Source organism: Nocardioides anomalus (assembly GCF_011046535.1).
Taxonomy (GTDB): Bacteria; Actinomycetota; Actinomycetes; order Propionibacteriales; family Nocardioidaceae; genus Nocardioides; species Nocardioides anomalus.
In genome coordinates this window covers 2,716,614-2,734,520 of the sequence record NZ_CP049257.1, presented here as the reverse complement: position 1 = coordinate 2,734,520, position 17,907 = coordinate 2,716,614, and the positions used below count along the sequence as shown (strand labels likewise).

Genomic DNA, 17,907 nt, shown 5'->3' with positions numbered 1-17,907 from the left:
GGCGAGCGGAGGACTACTCCACCTCGGAGCCCGGCAGCGCGGCGCCGGGGACCTCGTCGGGCAGGTAGATCTCCTCGTCGCCCGGGTAGGGCAGCTCCCAGTGGTGCGCGTCGTACCACGTGAACCGGTTCATCAGCTCCGGGTTCGCGTAGTCCGGCTGCGCCTTCGGTCCGGTCAGGTGCTGCTTGGCCGCCCACTCCTGCCACGCCGTGGCGTAAGAGACGTACGGCGTCGGCGTGGGCGCCGCCTGGACCGCCCGCGCCCCGGTCGGGGCGTCGAGACCGCAGGCCGGGGGCGTCGCGATGTTCTCGGTCAGCGGCACCCGGTTGGGCTTGGCGTCGTAGGCCGTGTAGTCCGGCTTCTTCCTGAAGGCGTCGAACATCGGCGTCGCCGCCGCGACCTTCTGGTTGAGCGGCTCGGCACCGAGGATCTGCTCGATGGTGCGCACCATGTTGATCTGCGAGTAGTAGCGCGACACCGTCTTCCCGTGCACCGCCCACGGGCTGATGACCTGCACCGGCGCGCGGTGCCCGTCGACGTGGTCCGCGCCGTTCTGGCTGTCGTCCTCGACCACGAAGATCGCGGAGTTCTTCCACCACCGGCTGTGGCTGATGGTGTCCACGATCTTGCCGACCGCGAGGTCGCTGCCGGCCACCTCGGCGCGCGCGGAGACCGGGCCGCCGGTGTGGTCGTCGGAGAGCCACATCATCTGGAAGTCCGCCGGTCCCCGCTCGAGGAAGTCCTGCTTCCACACCTGGTAGCGGTAGAGGTCGGGGATCGAGAGGTCGAACGGCGGGGACTGGCGGTAGGTGATGGCGTCCAGCGACGGGATCACCGAGCCGTAGTTGCCGCGCAGCGCCTGGCTGGACAGCTGTGCCGGGTCGCCGCCCTGGTCGACCGAGCGGCTGGCGCAGTAGTACTGCTGCCAGGTCCCGGCCGGCTTGCCCTCGGTGTAGATGAACTCGCCGTAGTTGCGCGCGCTGTTGCCCGCGGCCTGGACGGCGGTCCACAGGAAGCCCGAGCGCTGGTGGCCGAGGACGTCCTCCTCGGTGTCGTAGCTGCGCGTGTACTCACCGGCGCTGGACTCGGTGTACTCCGGGTCGTCGCCCTGCATCAGCCAGTTGTGACCCTCGGCGGAGTTGGTCCCCACGTCGTAGGTGTTGTCGTAGAGGCCGAACTCCCGGGCGAGGGCGTGGGTGTTGGGCGTGACGGTCTCGCCGAACTGCGCGAGGCTCGCGTCGCCGTTGCCCTCGGTCATGTCGCCGTGGATCTGGTCGTAGGTGCGGTTCTCCTTGACCAGCATAAAGACGTGCTTGATCGTCGACGGGTCGCCGATCTTCTTGGGCACCGGCACCGCCTTGGCCTTCTTGCCGCGCGCGTGCTTGACGTCGCTGTCGCCCTGGCCCCACCCGTTCTGCCGGTAGACGGTGGTCGTCCACTGCCGCCGGATGTCGGTGTCGCTGGGCAGGGTGAACCGGGTCAGCGACGCGGTGGTGCCGTGCGTGCCGCGGCCGGTCGCCGGCGTGGTGCCGTAGCCCTCGTTGAAGGTCAGCAGCGGGCCGCGGGCGTCGACGCCGCGCCGGTTGGCCACGACCACCTGACCGCCGACCGGGAAGACGTCCTCGGGGTAGTAGTCGGTCGGCACCAGGCCGACGTAGCTGACCGGGTCGAGGGCGTCCTGGCCGACCCGGTAGACCGCGATCGCGTTGGCGCGCCCGAGGCTCACCAGCAGCCGGCCGTCGACCACCGCGAGCGCGTCGGGGGCGTAGCCCACCTGTGAGCCCTGCCAGGGCTGGGTGTTGATGGTCTGCTTGACGGTGCCCGTGGTGGTGTCCACGACCGAGACGGTGTCGTCGAAGGTGTTGGCGACGTACAGCACGTCGTCGGCCACGAGCAGGTCGGTCGGGTGCAGCCCGACGGGGATGGTGCCGACGGGCGCCGCCGGGTCGGTGGTGTCGATGACGCTGAGGGTGCCGGTCGTCGACGTGCCGCGGACCGGGTCGGCCACGATCGCCGTGCCGTAGGAGTCCTGGGTCTGGTCCCCGCCGCCGGCCGGGCGGCCGCCCTCGTCGCTGACGTAGAGCGTGTCGCCGGCGAACGCCACCTGGCGCGGGGCGTTGCCGACCGGCCACGTGCCCTGGGCGGCGCCGGTCGCGGGGTCGAGGGCCACCACGGTGTTCTGGCCGTTGAGGGCGGCGTACAGGGTGCTGCCGTCGGGGGAGTAGGTCATCCCGGCGGTGAGCGGCTGCTTGCCGTCGACGGTCGGCAGGGTGATCTTGGTGCCGACGCCGGGCTTGCCGTCCGGGCCGATCGGGAAGCGGGTCAGCCCGGTGGCGTTGGGCATCCACAGCACCGTGCCGTCGGGGGAGTAGAGCGGTCCCTCCTGGCCGACGGTGTTGTCGGTGAGCTTCTGGTCCACGCCGGTCGCCGTGCCGCCGCGCCACAGCAGCCGGTAGCTCTGCAGGTCGAAGATCTGCAGCGAGACCGAGCGGTCGTTGGCGGTGGCGGCGAGGTAGCGGCCGTCCGGGCTCACGGTCGAGCCCATGAACTTGCCGTACGGCGTGCTGAGCCGGTCGCCGAGCGGCCGCAGCACCTGGTTGGAGGAGATCTGCAGGCCGTCGGGGTACTCCGTGCCGACCTGGTGCTGGCCGAAGCCGAGCGTGGTTCCGTAGGCGACGGTGCCGGTGACGGCGAGCGTGAGCCCGCCGACGAGCACCGCGAGCGCCGTGCGTGGCAGGCGCCGGCGTGCGGGCCGCACCACGCGGTTGCGCGTGACCTTCATCGAGTTCCTTTCGGGGGGTGTTCAGTTGTCGTGGTCGTCGTCCAGCAGGTCGACGAAGCCGTCGAACTGCCACAACGGGTTCGGGGCGTCGCCGCTGGGGGTGCGCACCTGGAAGAACCCGTTGACCTCCTTGGGGCCGTCGCCGTCGGCGACGTACCGGCCGTCCGCGGCCACGTCGAGCTGGTAGATCGCGGTGCCGGTGGCGGTGGCCCCGGGCAGCGTCCAGGTGACGGTGCAGCGCCAGTCCGCGCCGGGCCCGGAGTCCGCGACGCGCTCGCCGCCCTTGTCGCAGGACGCGGTGGTGCGCAGGTCGCCCTCCTTCACCGCGGGGCGGTTCAGCTCGTCGGTCTGCAGCACGTAGAGGTGGGAGAACGAGGTGGCCAGCTCCCGCTCGAGCTGGGCACGCTCGACGCCGGTGCCGGTCACGCCGCCGGCCGCGGCCACGACCCCCGTGGTCGCGGCGACGAGCGCGGCCAGGGGGACGAGGCCGCCGACGAACAGGCGGCGCCCGGACCCGTCGTGGGCCAGGTCGGTGAAGTCGCGGCGCACGAACAGCCGGTAGGCCAGCGCCGTCGCCACCACGGCCCAGGTCAGGCTGACCGCGAGGCCGACCCAGACCAGGTCCAGCTGGCGCGGCTCGGTGAGCAGGCCGCGGTAGGAGACGAACGCCGTCATCGGCAGGGCCTCGCGCAGGGGGACCGGGACCGGGAGCAGTGCGACGCCCTCGAGGGCGAGGGCGAAGGCCACGGGGGTGAGCAGCCCCAGCGGTGAGCGCCCGAGGGCGACCGAGCCGAGCAGGCCGACGGCGGAGAAGGCGAGCGTGGGCGCGAGCAGGGTCAGCCAGGAGAGCGCGACCGTGCCGGCCAGCTCGCCGGACGACATGAGGTGGCCGTCCAGCCCGGGCAGCGGGTGGTGGCCGACCGAGGCCAGGGCACCCGCGGTCGCGGAGACGACCAGGGCGACGAGCAGGGCCAGGGTCACCGTGAGCGCGGCCAGCGCCTTGGCCGCGAAGACCACGCGCTTGGAGCGGACCGTGACCAGCAGGTGCCGCCAGGTGCCGAGGCGGTCCTCGACCGCGAAGACGTCGCCGGCGACGAGCGAGGTGAGCAGGGGCAGCAGGATCGTGCCCAGGAAGACCAGGACCACCAACGACCCGGCCCAGCCGGACTGGCCCATCCACCGGCCGTAGACCGCGTCGGTGGGCAGCGAGCTCTGCCGGCTCACGATCGCGGTGTAGCCGGCCGGGGCGACCAGGCAGGCCAGGACGATCAGCCGGACCCGCCACTGCGAGAGCAGCTTGACCAGCTCGAAGCGGTACGCGCGGCGCAGCGTGACCGGGCGGATCGTGACGGTCGCGGTGGCGGACGGCTGGAGGGTCGTGGTCACCGGCGCTCCTCGTGCTCGGCGCCGGTCAGGGCGAGGAACGCCGCCTCGAGCGGCGCGACGACGGGGCCGAGCTCACGCAGCGGTACGCCGGCCGCGGCCAGGCGGCGCACCAGCTCGTCCAGGGCCTGCTCCGGGCCGCGGACCACCAGCTCCTCGGTGTCCACGCTGCGCTGGGGGACGAGGCCGAGACCGGGCACGTCCGTGGCGATCCGGCGGGCCGTGGCCGGGTCTGCCGTGCGCAGGCGGTAGTCCAGGTCGCTGCTCTCCGCGGCCAGCTTGGCCACCGGTCCCGAGAAGACGACCCGTCCGGTGGCCAGCAGGGTGACCTCGTCGCACAGCGCGGCCAGGTCGTCCATGCGGTGGCTGGAGAGCACGATGGTGGCGCCGGCGTCGGCCAGGTCGGTGAGGACCCGGTGCACCTGCCGCTTGCCGGCGGGGTCGAGGCCGTTGGCCGGCTCGTCGAGGACGAGCAGCCGGGGGTCGCCGAGCAGGGCGGCGGCCAGCCCGAGCCGCTGGCGCATGCCGAGGGAGAAGCCGCGCACCGGGTCGCCGGCCACGTCCAGCAGGCCGACGCGGTCGAGCAGGGCGTCGACGTCGGTGCTCTCACCGCGGAGGCGGGCGAGTGCGGCGAGGTTCTGGCGCGCGGTGAGGGTGGGGTAGAGCCCGGGGCCGTCGACGAACCCGGCCACGCCCTCGGCGGCCGGGCCGCCGCCGAGCAGCTCCAACGTGCCGCGGTCCGGCGTGGCCAGCCCCAGCAGCAGGCCGAGCAGCGTGGTCTTGCCGGCCCCGTTGGGACCGACGAGCCCGTGGACCTGCCCGGCGGGCACGTCGAGGTCGACCGCGTCGAGGGCGACCACGTCGCCGAAGGTCTTGGTCAGACCGCGCGCCCGGACGGCGGTCGAGGACATGACGCCTCCATCCGGAAGGGCACCCGAGACGGCCCCTCCGTCCGTCGACGCTAGGGACGACGGATGGCCGTCGCGCCCCGCGCGGGCGAACAGCGGGCGAACGGAGCGGGCACGCAGGCTTGCCTGCCCGCGTCCGGGTCAGCCCGGGAAGAGCTCGCCCAGCGCCTCGAGGAGGCGGTCGACGTCGGAGTCGTCGGAGTACGGCGCGAGGCCGACCCGCAGGCCGCCGGCCTCGCCGAGCCCGAGGCGCCGGGCCGGCTCGTAGGCGTAGAAGCTGCCGGCGGGCGCGTTGACGCCGCGGGTGGCCAGGTGGCGCGAGACCTCCTGCGGGTCACGGTCGGCGAAGGTCACCAGCACGGTCGGCGTACGACGGGCGGCGCGGGAGTGCACGGTGGCGCCCGGAAGCGCGCGCAGGCCGTCCTCGATGCGGGTGCGGAGCCGGTCCTCGTGCTCCTCCAGCGCGGCCAGAGAGGCGACCAGCCGCTCGCGGCGGGTGCCGGCCGCGCCCGGCGCGAGGCCGGCCAGGAACTCCACCGCGGCGCCGGCGCCGGCCATCAGCTCGTAGGGCAGCGTGCCGAGCTCGAAGCGCTCCGGCACCCGGTCGGTCGACGGCAGGAGCTTGTCCGGGTGCAGCTGCTCCAGCAGGTCCGGCGCCGCGGCCAGGACGCCGGCGTGCGGCCCGAGGAACTTGTACGTCGAGCAGCCGACCAGGTCCATGCCGTCCTGGGCCAGCGAGACCGCGGCGTGGGCGGTGAGGTGCACCGCGTCGACGTACAGCCAGGCGTCGGTGCGGTGCACCCGGTCGGCGACCGCGCGCAGGTCGGGCCGGGTGCCGATGAGGTTGGAGGCGCCGGTGACCGCGACCAGCCGGGTGCGCTCGGACAGCGCCTCCTCCAGCGAGTCCAGCGAGAGCTCGCCGGACCCGGGGTCGAAGTCGATCCAGCGCACGGTGGCACCGGCGGCCTCGGCCGCGATCACCCACGGGCGCACGTTGCCGTCGTGGTCGAGCCGGCTGACCACGACCTCGTCGCCCGCGCCCCAGCCCTTGGCCAGGGTGCGGCTCAGGTCGAAGGTGAGCTGGGTGAAGCTGCGGCCGAAGACCACGCCCTCCGGCGTCGCGTCGAGCAGGTCGGCCAGGGCGGCGCGGGCCTCGGTGACCGCGCGCTCGGCGTTCTGCTGGGCGAGGGTCAGGTCGCCGCGGTTGGACAGCGGGCCGAGCATCGTCGCGTGCATCGCGTCGGCCACCGGCCGCGGGGTCTGGGAGCCGCCCGGCCCGTCGAAGAACGCCAGCCCGCTCTCGAGGGCGGGGAAGTGGGCGCGGACCTTGGCGACGTCGTACTGCTGCTCAGCCATGGGCTCGAGCCTAGGGCTCCAGCGTGTAGCCCAGCCCGCTGGTGGTCAGCAGGTGTCGGGGGTGCGCCGGGTCGTCCTCGAGCTTGCGGCGCAGCTGGGCGGCGTAGACCCGCAGGTAGTGGTGCTCCCGGGTGTAGCCCGGTCCCCACACCTCGCGCAGCAGCTGCTCGCGCGGGACCAGCTTGCCGACGTTGCGGGCCAGCACCTCGACGAAGGCCCACTCGGTCGGCGTGAGCTGGACGTCCACGCCGGAGCGGCGCACCTTCTTGCGGGCCAGGTCGACGACCAGGTCGCCGGCCACGACCTCGGTGAGCGCGGGGGAGCCGTCGGCGGCGCGGCGCACGGCGGCCCGCAGGCGGGCCATCAGCTCGTTCATGGCGAAGGGCTTGGTGACGTAGTCGTCGGCGCCGAGGTCGAGCGCCTCGACCTTGTCCTCGCCGTCCTGGCGGGCCGACAGCACGACGATGGGCACGGAGGTCCAGCCGCGCAGGCCGGCGATGACCTCGGTGCCGTCCATGTCGGGCAGCCCGAGGTCGAGCACGACGACGTCGGGGTGGGTGGTGGCCGCGGCGTCCAGGGCGCTGCGGCCGTCGGCGGCGGTGACCACCTCCCAGCCGTGCGCGCGCAGGTTGATGGCCAGCGCGCGGGCGAGGGCGGGCTCGTCGTCGACGACGAGGACGCGGCCGGGGGAGTCGGTCACGAGGCCCTCGGCAGGGACAGCACCATGGTCAGCCCGCCGCCCGGGGTCTCCTCGGGCGTGAGCGTGCCGCCGAGGGCCTCGGTGAGCCCGCGAGCGACGGCGAGACCGAGGCCGAGCCCACCCGGGGTGCCGTCGCCCAAGCGCTGGAACGGCTCGAACATCCGGTCCCGGTCCTCGGGCGGTACGCCGACGCCCCGGTCGACCACCATGACCTCGACCGAGTCGGGACGCTCGTGGGCCAGCACCCGCACGGGCGCGCCGCCGGCGTGGCGCACCGCGTTGCCCACCAGGTTGGCCACCACCCGGCCGAGCAGGCCGGCGTCGGTGGAGACCAGCGGGGCGGGCTCCTCGACCTCGAGGTCGACGCCGGGGTGGCCGGCCACGGCGAGGGGCAGCACCTCGTCCAGCGAGCGGGCGGTGAGCACGGGGTGCACCAGCCCGCTCTGCAGGCGGGACAGGTCGAGCAGGTCGTCGATGAGCGACTCGAGCTGGCCGGCCGAGGCGTCGACGGCGGCGACCAGCTCGGTGCGGTCCGCGCCCGAGACGCCCGGCGCGAGCAGCCCGTCGACGGCTGCGCGCATGGTGGCCAGCGGCGTGCGCAGGTCGTGGGAGACGGCGCGCAGCAGCGCGGTCGAGGTGGCCTCGGCACGCTCGCGCTCGCGCAGCCGCCGGTGCTCCAGGACCAGCCCGGCCTGGACCGCGAAGGCCTCGAGCACGCGCTGGTCCTCGGCGCGCAGCGGCTCGCCGCACAGGGCCAGGACGGAGTCGTCGTCGACGCGGACCCGGGTGTCGCCCTCGTCGGGCGTCGCGGCGCAGGGCGCGCCCGAGGAGGCCAGCACCACCCACCCGGAGCCCGCGCGACGGAGCAGGGAGACCGCGTCCTGCCCGAACACCTCGCGCAGCCGGGCCACGACGGCCTCGGCGGTGTCCTCGCCCGAGAGCACCGAGCGCGAGAGGGCGGACATGGTGGCCGCCTCGGTGCGGGCGCGCAGGGCCTCGGCCGCCCGCCGCGAGGCGCGGTCCACGACGGTGGCCACCGCGGCGGCCACCGCCACGAAGACCACGAGGGCCAGGACGTTGCGCGGCTCGGAGACCGTGAACGTGCCGGTCGGGGGCGTGAAGAAGTAGTTGAGGGCGAGGAAGCCGATGACCGCCCCGGCCAGCGCCGGCAGCAGCCCACCCACCAGCGCGACCACCACGGTCGAGGCGAGCAGGGCCAGCGTGGCCAGGGCCAGGTCGTCGGTGTCGTCCACGGCGTGCAGGGCCGCGGCCAGGACCAGCGGCAGGACCACCGCGCCGAGCCAGCCGGCGACCTGGCGGCCGGGGGAGAGCGGCGAGAGCGAGGGGCGGGAGAGGAGCCGGCCGCCGACCTGGTCGTGGGTGACCAGGTGCACGTCGACCGCGCCGGCCAGCGAGGCGATCCGGTCGCCCGTCGTACCGGTGAACAGGCGGCGCAGCCGGCCGTGGCGGGAGACGCCGACGATGATCATGGTGGCGTTGGCGCCGCTGGCGAAGTCGACCACCGCGGCCGAGACGTCCTCGCCCACCACGGAGTGGAAGGTCCCGCCGACCGAGGCGACCAGCTGCTGGGCGCGCTCGAGGCGGCGCTCGTCGGCGGCGTGCAGCCCGTCGGTGGCGATGACGTGCACCGCGAGCAGCTCGGCCCCGGCCGCGCGCTGGGCCAGCCGGGCGCCGCGGCGGATGAGCGTCTCGCTCTCCGGCCCGCCGGTCACGGCCACGACGATGCGCTCCTTGGCCGGCCACGGCTCCTGGATGCGGTGCGCGCGGCGGTAGTCGTCGAGCTGGTCGTCGACCCGGTCGGCCAGCCACAGCAGGGCCAGCTCGCGCAGGGCGGTGAGGTTGCCGACGCGGAAGTACGACGTCAGTGACGCGTCGATCTTGTCGGGCCGGTAGATGTTGCCGTGCGCCATCCGCCGGCGCAGGGCGTCCGGCGGCATGTCGATGAGCTGGATCTGGTCGGCCTCGCGCACGACCCGGTCGGGGACGGTCTCGCGCTGGCGCACACCGGTGATCCGCTCGACCTCGTCGTTGAGCGACTCCAGGTGCTGGATGTTGACGGTGGTGATGACGTCGATGCCCGCGTCGAGCAGGAGCGCCACGTCGTCCGCACGCTTCTCGTGGCGGCTGCCCGGCACGTTGGTGTGCGCGAGCTCGTCGACCAGCACCACGGCCGGTCCGCGGGCCAGCACCGCGTCGACGTCCATCTCGGTGAACGACGCGCCGCGGTGCTCGAGGTGGCGCCGCGGCACGACCTCGAGCCCCTCGGCCTGGGCCTCGGTCTGCTCCCGGCCGTGCGTCTCGACGTACGCCACGACCACGTCGGTGCCCCGGGCGAGGCGGCGGTGCGCCTCGCCCAGGGCCGCGTAGGTCTTCCCGACCCCGGGTGCGGAGCCGAGGTAGACGATCAGCCGCCCTCGGCGCGCGTCCGGCACGTCACCCATCATCCTCTGTCCGGTCGCCCGCGGCCTGGAGCACCGCGATGTCCAGCGTCAGCACGTTGACGTGCGGCTCCCCGAGCACGCCCCAGGTGCGCCCCGAGGTGTGGTCCTCGACCAGCGCGCGCACCCGGTCCTCGGAGAGGCCGGTGGCGGCCGCGACCCGCGGCACCTGCAGCTCGGCGTAGGCCACCGAGATGTCCGGGTCCAGCCCGGACGCGGACGCGGTCAGGGCGTCGGGCGGCACCCGGCTCGGGTCGACGCCCTCGCGCTCGGCCACCTCGGCGCGCCGCTGCTCGATCGCGTCGATCAGGGCGGGCTCCTCGGGACCGAGGTTGGAGCCGTACGTCGAGAGCGTGTCGTAGCCGTCGCCGGCCGCGGACGGTCGCGGCTGGAACAGCCGGTCGTCGTCGACGACCTGGCCGAGGATCGCCGAGCCGACGGCCTTCGACGGGTCCTCGGTGTGCGAGCCGTCGGCGGTCACCAGCGAGCCGCGGGCCTCCCAGGGTGCGGCCACCCGGCCGAAGCCGTAGACCACCGCCGGGTAGGCGAGCCCGAGGAGCAGGGTGGCAGCGATCAGCAGCCTCAGCCCGGCCAGGCTCTGGCGCCACAGGTCGTAGAGGGTCTTCATGGTCATGTCAGGTCACAGTCCAGGGATGAGGGAGACGACGAGGTCGAGCAGCTTGATGCCGACGAACGGCGCGATCAGGCCGCCGACCCCGTAGAGGAGGATGTTGCGGCGCAGCAGGGCGGCCGCCGAGGACGGTCGGTAGCGCACGCCGCGCAGGGCGAGCGGGATCAGCGCCACGATGACGAGGGCGTTGAACACGACCGCGCTCACGATCGCCGACTCCGGCGACGACAGCCGCATCACGTTGAGGACGTCGAGGTCGGGGAAGGCGACGACGAACATCGCCGGCAGGATCGCGAAGTACTTCGCGACGTCGTTGGCCACCGAGAACGTCGTGAGCGCGCCGCGGGTGATGAGCAGCTGCTTGCCGATCTCGACGATGTCGATGAGCTTGGTCGGGTCGGAGTCGAGGTCGACCATGTTGCCGGCCTCCTTGGCCGCGACCGTGCCGGTGTTCATGGCCACGCCGACGTCGGCCTGGGCCAGCGCTGGGGCGTCGTTGGTGCCGTCGCCGCACATCGCGACCAGCCGGCCACCGGTCTGCTGCTCGCGGATGAGCGCGAGCTTGTCCTCCGGGGTGGCCTCGGCCAGGAAGTCGTCGACCCGGGCCTCGCCGGCGATGGCCTTCGCGGTCGTGGCGTTGTCGCCGGTGATCATCACCGTGCGGATGCCCATGGCGCGCAGCTCGTCGAACCGCTCGCGCATGCCGGGCTTGACCACGTCCTTGAGGTGGATGACCCCGAGCAGCCGCCTCTCCTCGCCTCGGGCCTCGGCCACCACCAGCGGGGTGCCGCCGGTGGCGCTGACCTGCTCGACCAGACCGTCGAGCTGCGGGTCGCTGTGGCCCACCCAGGCGGTGACGGCCGAGCCGGCGCCCTTGCGCAGCTGGCGCCCGCCGGTGTCCACGCCGCTCATGCGGGTGGTCGCGCTGAACTCGACCAGCTCGGCGTCGCGGGGCAGGGTCGCCTCGCCGCCCACCAGGGTCACGATGCTGCGGCCCTCGGGGGTCTCGTCGGCCAGCGAGGACAGCAGCGCGGCCTGGGCCAGCTCGTCCGGGTCGACCCCGTCGACGGGGAGCAGCTCGGTGGCGTGCCGGTTGCCGAGGGTGATGGTGCCGGTCTTGTCCAGCAGCAGCACGTCGACGTCGCCCGCGGCCTCGACCGCGCGTCCGGACATGGCCAGCACGTTGCGCCGGACCAGCCGGTCCATCCCCGCGATGCCGATGGCCGACAGGAGTGCGCCGATGGTGGTCGGGATGAGGCAGACCAGGAGCGCGACCAGCACGAGGACCGGCTGGCGGGCGCCGTTGTGGTCGGCGACCGGCCAGAGCGTCGCGCAGACCACGACGAACACGACGGTCAGCGCGCTGAGCAGCACGTTGAGCGCGATCTCGTTGGGCGTGCGCTGCCGCTCCGAGCCCTCGACGAGCGCGATCATCCGGTCCACGAAGGACTGGCCCGGCTCGCTGGTGATCCGCACCGCCACCTGGTCGGAGAGCACCGTCGTGCCGCCGGTCACCGCGCTGCGGTCACCGCCGGACTCCCGGATGACCGGCGCGGACTCGCCGGTCACCGCGGACTCGTCGACCGAGGCGACGCCCTCGATGACCTCGCCGTCGCCGGGGATCCGCTCGCCCGCCGCGACCACGACGACGTCGCCGGAGCGCAGGCTGGTGCTGGGCACCTCCTCGATGCCGCCGCCCGGCGTACGCCGGTTCGCGGTCGTCTCGGTCTGGAGCGCGCGCAGGCTGGCGGCCTGCGCCTTGCCGCGGCCCTCGGCCACGGACTCGGCCAGGGTCGCGAAGAGCACGGTCAGCCACAGCCACACCGTGACCATCCAGCCGAGCACACTCGGGTCGACGACGGACAGGACGGTGGTGACCACGGCGCCGATCTCGACGACGAGCATCACCGGCTCGCGCACGAGCTGGCGCGGGTCGAGCTTGGTCACCGCACCGAGCAGGACCTGGCGGTCGATGTTGAGGTTCACGAGAGGGACTCCACGATCGGCCCGAGGATCAGCACGGGCACGTAGGTGAGGCCGACGACGACGAGCGCGACGCCGGACAGGAGCAGGACGAAGAGCGGCGTGTGGGTCGGCAGGGTGCCGGCGCCGGCGGGCGCCCGCCTGGCCGCGGCGAAGCGGCCGGCGAGCGCGAGCACGAAGACGATCGGCAGGAAGCGGCCGAAGAGCATCAGCAGCCCGAGCAGCGTGTTCCAGAACGGCGTGCCCGAGGTGAGCCCGCCGAAGGCCGAGCCGTTGTTGTTGGCCGCCGACGTGACGGCGTACAGCATCTCGGAGAAGCCGTGCGGCCCGCCGTTGAGGATGCCGGCCGGCCCGTCGTCGACGGACACCGCGACCGCGATGCCGACCAGCAGCAGGAACGGCGTGGTGAGGACGTAGGCCGCCACCAGGACGATCTCGCGCTGGCTGATCTTCTTGCCGAGGTACTCCGGCGTCCGGCCGACCATGAGACCGGCGAGGAACACGGTGACGACGGCCAGCATGAGCATGCCGTACAGGCCCGAGCCCACACCGCCGGGCGCGATCTCGCCGAGCATCATGTTGAACATGGCCACCCCGCCGCCGGGGGCGGTGAGGGAGTCGTGCATGGCGTTGACCGCGCCGGTCGACGTACCGGTGGTGGCGGCGGCGAACAGCGCGGACGCGGCCTCGCCGAAGCGGACCTCCTTGCCCTCCATCGCGCCCCCGGCCAGCTGCGGCGCGGTGCCGGGTCCAGCCATCTCGGCCCAGGTGAGCAGGCCGATCGAGACAGACAGGAGCAGGGCCATCACGCCCCCGACGGCGATCCCCTGGCGGCGGTCGCGCACGATGAGGCCGAACGCGCCGGCCATGGCGAACGGGATGAGCAGCATCAGGTAGATCGAGACCAGGTCGGTGAAGGGCGTCGGGTTCTCGAACGGGTGGGCGGAGTTGACGTTGTAGAAGCCGCCGCCGTTGGTGCCGAGCTGCTTGATGGCCTCCTGGCTGGCCACCGGGCCGCCGGTCAGCGTCTGGTGGCCGCCGGTGAGCGTGGTCATGACCGAGTCGCCGGCGACGTTCTCCACCACGCCGAAGAGCACGAGCACGCAGGCCGTGACCAGGGAGATCGGCAGCAGCACCCGCACGGTGGTGCGCACCAGGTCGGCGAAGAAGTTGCCGACCCGGCCGTCGTGCTCGGTGCGGGCCAGGCCGCGCGCGAACGCCGCGGCGACGGCCATGCCGACTCCCGCGCTGACGAAGTTCTGCACCGTCAGCCCGCTCATCTGGAACAGGTGGCCCACGGCGGCCTCGCCGGAGTACCACTGCCAGTTGGTGTTGGTCACGAAGCTGACCGCGGTGTTCCAGGCCCCGTCCGCGGGCAGCCCGGCGAAGCCGAGCGACAGCGGCAGGTGGGCCTGCACGCGGCCGAGGGTGTAGAGCGCCAGGACGCCGACCAGGCTGAAGCCGAGCACCGACAGCGCGTAGCTGCGCCAGTGCTGGTCGGCGTCCGGGTCGACCCGCAGCACGCGGTACGCCGCGCGCTCGGGCGCCAGGTGGCGCTCGCTGGTGTAGAGGTGGGCGAGGTACCGCGCGAGCAGCGGGACCGTCAGCACGAGGAGCAGGACGAGGGCGCCGATCTGGCCCAGCGCCGGGAGCGTCTCGCTCACCGGTCGAGGACGCTGACCAGCAGCGCGAGCCCGGCGAACGCGAGGAGCGTCACCAGGACGTAGATGAAGTCGTTCACGCCCTCATTGCTACGTCCCGTCCGCCCTGGTCAGGGGTCGTCTTGACGGTTCCCTTACGCCGCCCCGGTGGCCCTTGACGCCTTCTCTGCGGGTGGTCCGTGCTCCACGAGGAACGCCTGCGCCCGGCGTACCGACGGGTGCAGCCCGACGGTCGCGACCACGGCGATGAGCGCGATGACCAGCCACCCGGCCTCGCCCCAGCTCATGGCCAGGAACGTGTAGAGCGCGGGTGCCCAGACCCGGCCGAGGGTGCCGCTGAGCTCGGCGGCGCCTTGGTACTCACCACGGCGACGGGGGTCCATCAGCTCGGCCTCGAAGGACCAGCTGGCCGCGGACAGGTAGAGCTCGGCGCCGGTGACGGTCACGTGACCGAGCCAGACCAGGGCGATGGTCACCCAGCCCACGGTCTCGTGGGTGTAGAGCGTGATGAGGCAGGAGCCCACGAAGAACACCGTCGAGAGCCGGATCGCCCGCAGCGCGGTCGAGATGTCGCGCACGCCTCGGGCCGCGGCCATCGGCAGGAAGATGCACATCACGGTGTTGGTGCCGAACAGGAAGGCGAGCAGCACCCGGGGGGCGTCGGTGCGCTCCACCAGCCACAGCGGGATGACGATGTTGAGCAGGACCTGGTTGGTCCAGAGCACGCCGGTGAAGAAGGTGCCGGCCATCCACCCGGCGTTGCGCAGCGGGCCGGGCCCGGGCAGCCGGACCCGCCGCTCCTCCGGCGTGCGCTCGTCGTGCGGGGCGTTGGGCAGCCGCAGGATCGCCGCGGCGTTGACCAGGAAGGCCGCGGTGACGAACCACGGCAGCGCGTGCAGCACCGTGTTGGAGTCGAAGGCCAGCGCGATGCCGCCCAGCAGCGAGCCGAGGGTGAAGCCCAGGTTGAGCGCGGAGTACATGTAGGCCCGCGACTCCACGCGCTCCTCCGGTGGCAGCACGTCGATGGTGTACGCGCCGTGCGACGCCCCGCCCAGGGACTCGAAGACCGCCATCACCATGGCCATGGCGACGTAGCCCCGGAAGCCGTCGATGAACGGCCACAGCGAGAACAGGGCGGCCTGACCGGCCGCGCTCACCGCCCAGCAGCGCTTGGGTCCGAACCGGTCCACGAGCTTGCCCATCGGCCAGGCCAGCGCGAAGCCGGCCACGCCCGCGATGGTCAGCCCAAGCCCGACCTGCGCCGCGCTCAGGCCGACGATCTGGGTGTAGAAGACCGCCGAGCCGGTCATGAACGTGCCCTCGCCCAGCGCGAACAGCAGCGACTGCCCGGCCAGGCGGCCCGCGAGGGGGGAGGGCGGGCGGAAGCGGGTGCGCAGCGATCCGAGCATCGTGGCGGGAGTCTTCCAGCGCCCGCCGACGGCTGTCGTCCGGTTTTCGGGTGCCTCCGGAAACCTGATGTTCACACGACCCGCACACGGTTGTGACCTCCGGCACACCTCGGCCTGTCACCGTCGGTCGCGACGGCTCAGGCTCAGCTCGGTGACCGGAGGTGCGGCATGGCGCTGGTGGGTTTCCCCGACGACGGGCCGCGGGTCCTGTCGGTCTACGAAGGCTTCTTCTCCGGCGGCGCTCGAGTGCTGCACACCGCGGTGGTGCGCAGCCTGGACGCCACGACCGCGCAACGGCACGCGGTGCTGGGGCTGACCAACCGCTCGGTGCGCGAGGGCACGGTGCAGACCGCCGAGGCCGACCTCAGCCACCAGCGGCTCCGCGCGGCCGGCGTACCGGTGGAGGCGCTGGAGCGGGAGACCCACGAGCCGCTGACGCCGTTCCACCTGGCCGCGGTCGAGCGGGCGGCCGCGCAGGCCGACGTCGTGCTCTCGCTCAAGGAGCAGCCGCTCATCGCCCTGCGTGAGGTCGAGCGGCCGGTGGTCGCCTGCCTGCACCGCTCCGACCCCGAGCACTCCGGCGCCGGCCTCGAGCAGCTGGTCGAGCTCACCGAGCGCGGCGTCGTGGTCGCCGCGGTCTGCTGCGCCCGCTCCACCCAGGCGGCGTACCACGCGGCCACCGGCATCCCGCTCGACCAGCTCCCCGTCATCCCCAACGGCACCGACCTGCGCCGCTTCCGCTCCTCGCCGCAGGACCGCGCCGAGGTGCGCCGCGACCTCGGCGTGGTCGGCGACGCCCCCGTCGTGCTGCTCTCGGCACGCTTCGACCCGATGAAGGACGTCGGACTCTTCGTCCGCTCCGCCGCCACCTTCCTGCGCCGCTACCCCGACGCCCACGCCGTGCTCTGCGGCGCCGGCATGGTGGCCACCAACCCCGCGCTGGCCGACCTCCTGGCCGCCGCCGGCGCCCCCACCGACCGCGTGCACCTGCTCGGCATCCGCGCCGACATGCCGAGGCTCTACAACGGCGCCGACCTGGTGGCCATCACCAGCGCCTACGGCGAGGCCGCGCCCCTCTCCCTGCTCGAGGGCATGGCCTGCGGCGCCGTCCCGGTCACCACCGACGTCGGCGACGCCGCGCTCATGGTGGCCGACCCGCGGCTGGTCATCCCCGACCGCGACCCGGACGCGGTCGCACGCGTGTGGGAGGCCGCCTTCGAGCAGCGCGAGGAGCACACCGAGCGGATCCTGCGCCACCGCCAGCGACTCAGCGACCAGCGCTGCTTCGACGCCTACGCCGCCCTGATCCGCCGCCTCGCAGCGCCGCAGGCGCTGGAGGTCGCGGTCTAGGGCTCCTCGTGCTGGGCTCTCGCTTGCCCGTCGCCGGTTCTTGCTTCTCGGCGTGATCAATTGCGTGCGGCCGCGCGCTTACCAGCCCGACTCCCGCTGTCAAGGACGCTACGCGCCACTTCGTGGCGGACGGCGGCCTTCGGCGAGAGGTCCGTCCTTGACAGCGGGACCCGGTCTGGCTGGTAGGGGCGCGCTAAGGGCGAGGCTGCGCCCCGCCCCACAATGCGCGGCCGCCTTCGGCGACCACGCTGCGGTCCCGATCCACGAATGACCTCGACCGCACCCCACCCGAACCCGTGAAGGCGGAGGCGAGACGGTGCCGCCGCCGACCAGGCCGCCTGTGGGCTGACCCGGCCCCCGCCGGACCGCAGCCCCCTCGCCGAACGCTAGACCCGCGGCGTGGGGCACGCATACGAGACGCAACCACGCTGGGAGCAGTCGCGTGCAACACGGCGTCGGTTGCGTTCGGTGAGGGGGCTGCGGTCAGGCGGAGGCCGGGTCAGTCCACAGGCGGCCGGACCCCGAGAGCCCGCACCACGAGACCCAGCACCCAGCCCCCTCACCCCGTAGGCCCGAACCTCTCGACCCTGATCCCCTCCACCGGCATCCCACAGTCCACCAGCAGCGTCTCGGCGTACGACGCGAACCGCGCCGAGCCGCACACGTAGGCCAGCTCGACGCCCTCGAGCAGCGGCCGGACCTCGTCGGCCGTCGGCGCACCAGCGGCGCGCGTGTCGGCGGAGACCCGCGTGTAGGCCAACGAGGCTCCGGCCTTGGCCAGCTCGGCGCGGTACGGCAAGTGGTCGGGGGAGCGGCCGACGGCCACGACCCGCAGCAGGTCGGTGCGCCCGAGCCGCCGCGCGGTCCGGAGCATGGCCACGGCCGGCACGACGCCGGTGCCGCCGACGAGCACGACGGCGGGGGTCGTGGTGTCCCAGGTGAACCAGCGACCGATCGGGCCGCGGACCTCGAGCTCGTCGCCGACCTCGACCACGTCGTAGAGGTGCGAGGACACCTCGCCGTCGGGGAGGCGCTCGACGAGGAACTCCACGAGGGGGTCGTCGTCGTCGGAGGCGACCGAGTAGGAGCGCTGGGCGGTGTAGTCGTCGGGGGCGCGCAGGCGGATCAGGTAGTGCTGCCCGGGCCGGTGCCGGATCCGGTCCTGCACGTGCACACGCAGCTGCACGAGGTCGTCGGTGGGCTGGGCCTTCTCGATGACGATGCCGGTGGTCCACGCCGTCTCGACGGCCTGGACCTCCTCGATCGGCAGCGGCGCGTCGGTCAC

At 73.5% G+C, this 17,907-nt stretch carries 12 protein-coding genes; 1 reads left to right on the top strand and 11 read right to left on the bottom strand.

Going from position 1 to position 17,907, the window contains the following annotated elements:
- Positions 1–13: 13 nt before the first annotated feature.
- The 10 genes from G5V58_RS13735 to G5V58_RS13690 all read right to left on the bottom strand — a co-directional run bounded on the left by G5V58_RS13735 (position 14) and on the right by G5V58_RS13690 (position 15,272).
- On the bottom strand, positions 14–2,782 hold the full coding sequence (locus G5V58_RS13735) for a bifunctional YncE family protein/alkaline phosphatase family protein (RefSeq protein ID WP_165233650.1): 2,769 nt from the start codon (positions 2,780–2,782) through the stop codon (positions 14–16).
- 21 nt (positions 2,783–2,803) lie between these two features.
- Positions 2,804–4,168, bottom strand: a complete 1,365-nt coding sequence (locus tag G5V58_RS13730) for an ABC transporter permease (protein ID WP_165233647.1) — start codon at positions 4,166–4,168, stop codon at positions 2,804–2,806.
- Positions 4,165–5,076 carry an ABC transporter ATP-binding protein gene (locus tag G5V58_RS13725; protein WP_165233644.1) on the bottom strand — a complete coding sequence of 304 codons (912 nt, stop codon included), beginning with the start codon at positions 5,074–5,076 and terminating at the stop codon, positions 4,165–4,167. The genes G5V58_RS13730 and G5V58_RS13725 overlap by 4 nt, the downstream gene beginning before the upstream one ends.
- 138 nt (positions 5,077–5,214) lie before the next feature.
- Positions 5,215–6,429, bottom strand: coding sequence for a cysteine desulfurase-like protein (locus G5V58_RS13720; protein WP_165233641.1), 1,215 nt, complete (start codon positions 6,427–6,429; stop codon positions 5,215–5,217).
- A gap of 10 nt (positions 6,430–6,439) precedes the next feature.
- Complete coding sequence (locus G5V58_RS13715; RefSeq protein WP_165233638.1) at positions 6,440–7,129, bottom strand: response regulator; 690 nt, start codon at positions 7,127–7,129, stop codon at positions 6,440–6,442.
- Positions 7,126–9,591, bottom strand: a complete 2,466-nt coding sequence (locus tag G5V58_RS13710; RefSeq protein ID WP_165233635.1) for a sensor histidine kinase — start codon at positions 9,589–9,591, stop codon at positions 7,126–7,128. Before G5V58_RS13710 ends, G5V58_RS13715 begins: the two co-directional genes overlap by 4 nt.
- Complete coding sequence (locus G5V58_RS13705) at positions 9,584–10,222, bottom strand: potassium-transporting ATPase subunit C (protein ID WP_407939626.1); 639 nt, start codon at positions 10,220–10,222, stop codon at positions 9,584–9,586. Before G5V58_RS13705 ends, G5V58_RS13710 begins: the two co-directional genes overlap by 8 nt.
- A 6-nt stretch (positions 10,223–10,228) precedes the next feature.
- Complete coding sequence (gene kdpB / locus G5V58_RS13700; RefSeq protein ID WP_165233632.1) at positions 10,229–12,205, bottom strand: potassium-transporting ATPase subunit KdpB; 1,977 nt, start codon at positions 12,203–12,205, stop codon at positions 10,229–10,231.
- A complete protein-coding gene (gene kdpA, locus G5V58_RS13695; RefSeq protein ID WP_165233629.1) occupies positions 12,202–13,866 on the bottom strand; it encodes a potassium-transporting ATPase subunit KdpA in 1,665 nt (554 codons plus the stop codon). The genes kdpB and kdpA overlap by 4 nt, the downstream gene beginning before the upstream one ends.
- 131 nt (positions 13,867–13,997) lie before the next feature.
- Entirely contained in the window at positions 13,998–15,272 is a 1,275-nt protein-coding gene (locus tag G5V58_RS13690; RefSeq protein WP_165233626.1) for an MFS transporter, read from the bottom strand.
- 168 nt (positions 15,273–15,440) lie between these two features.
- Between G5V58_RS13690 and G5V58_RS13685 the strand changes: the two genes are divergently transcribed.
- Positions 15,441–16,622, top strand: coding sequence for a glycosyltransferase (locus G5V58_RS13685; protein WP_165233623.1), 1,182 nt, complete (start codon positions 15,441–15,443; stop codon positions 16,620–16,622).
- A 559-nt stretch (positions 16,623–17,181) separates the two neighbouring features.
- Here the strand turns inward: G5V58_RS13685 and G5V58_RS13680 are convergent.
- Entirely contained in the window at positions 17,182–17,907 is a 726-nt protein-coding gene (locus G5V58_RS13680) for an FAD-binding oxidoreductase (RefSeq protein WP_230486620.1), read from the bottom strand.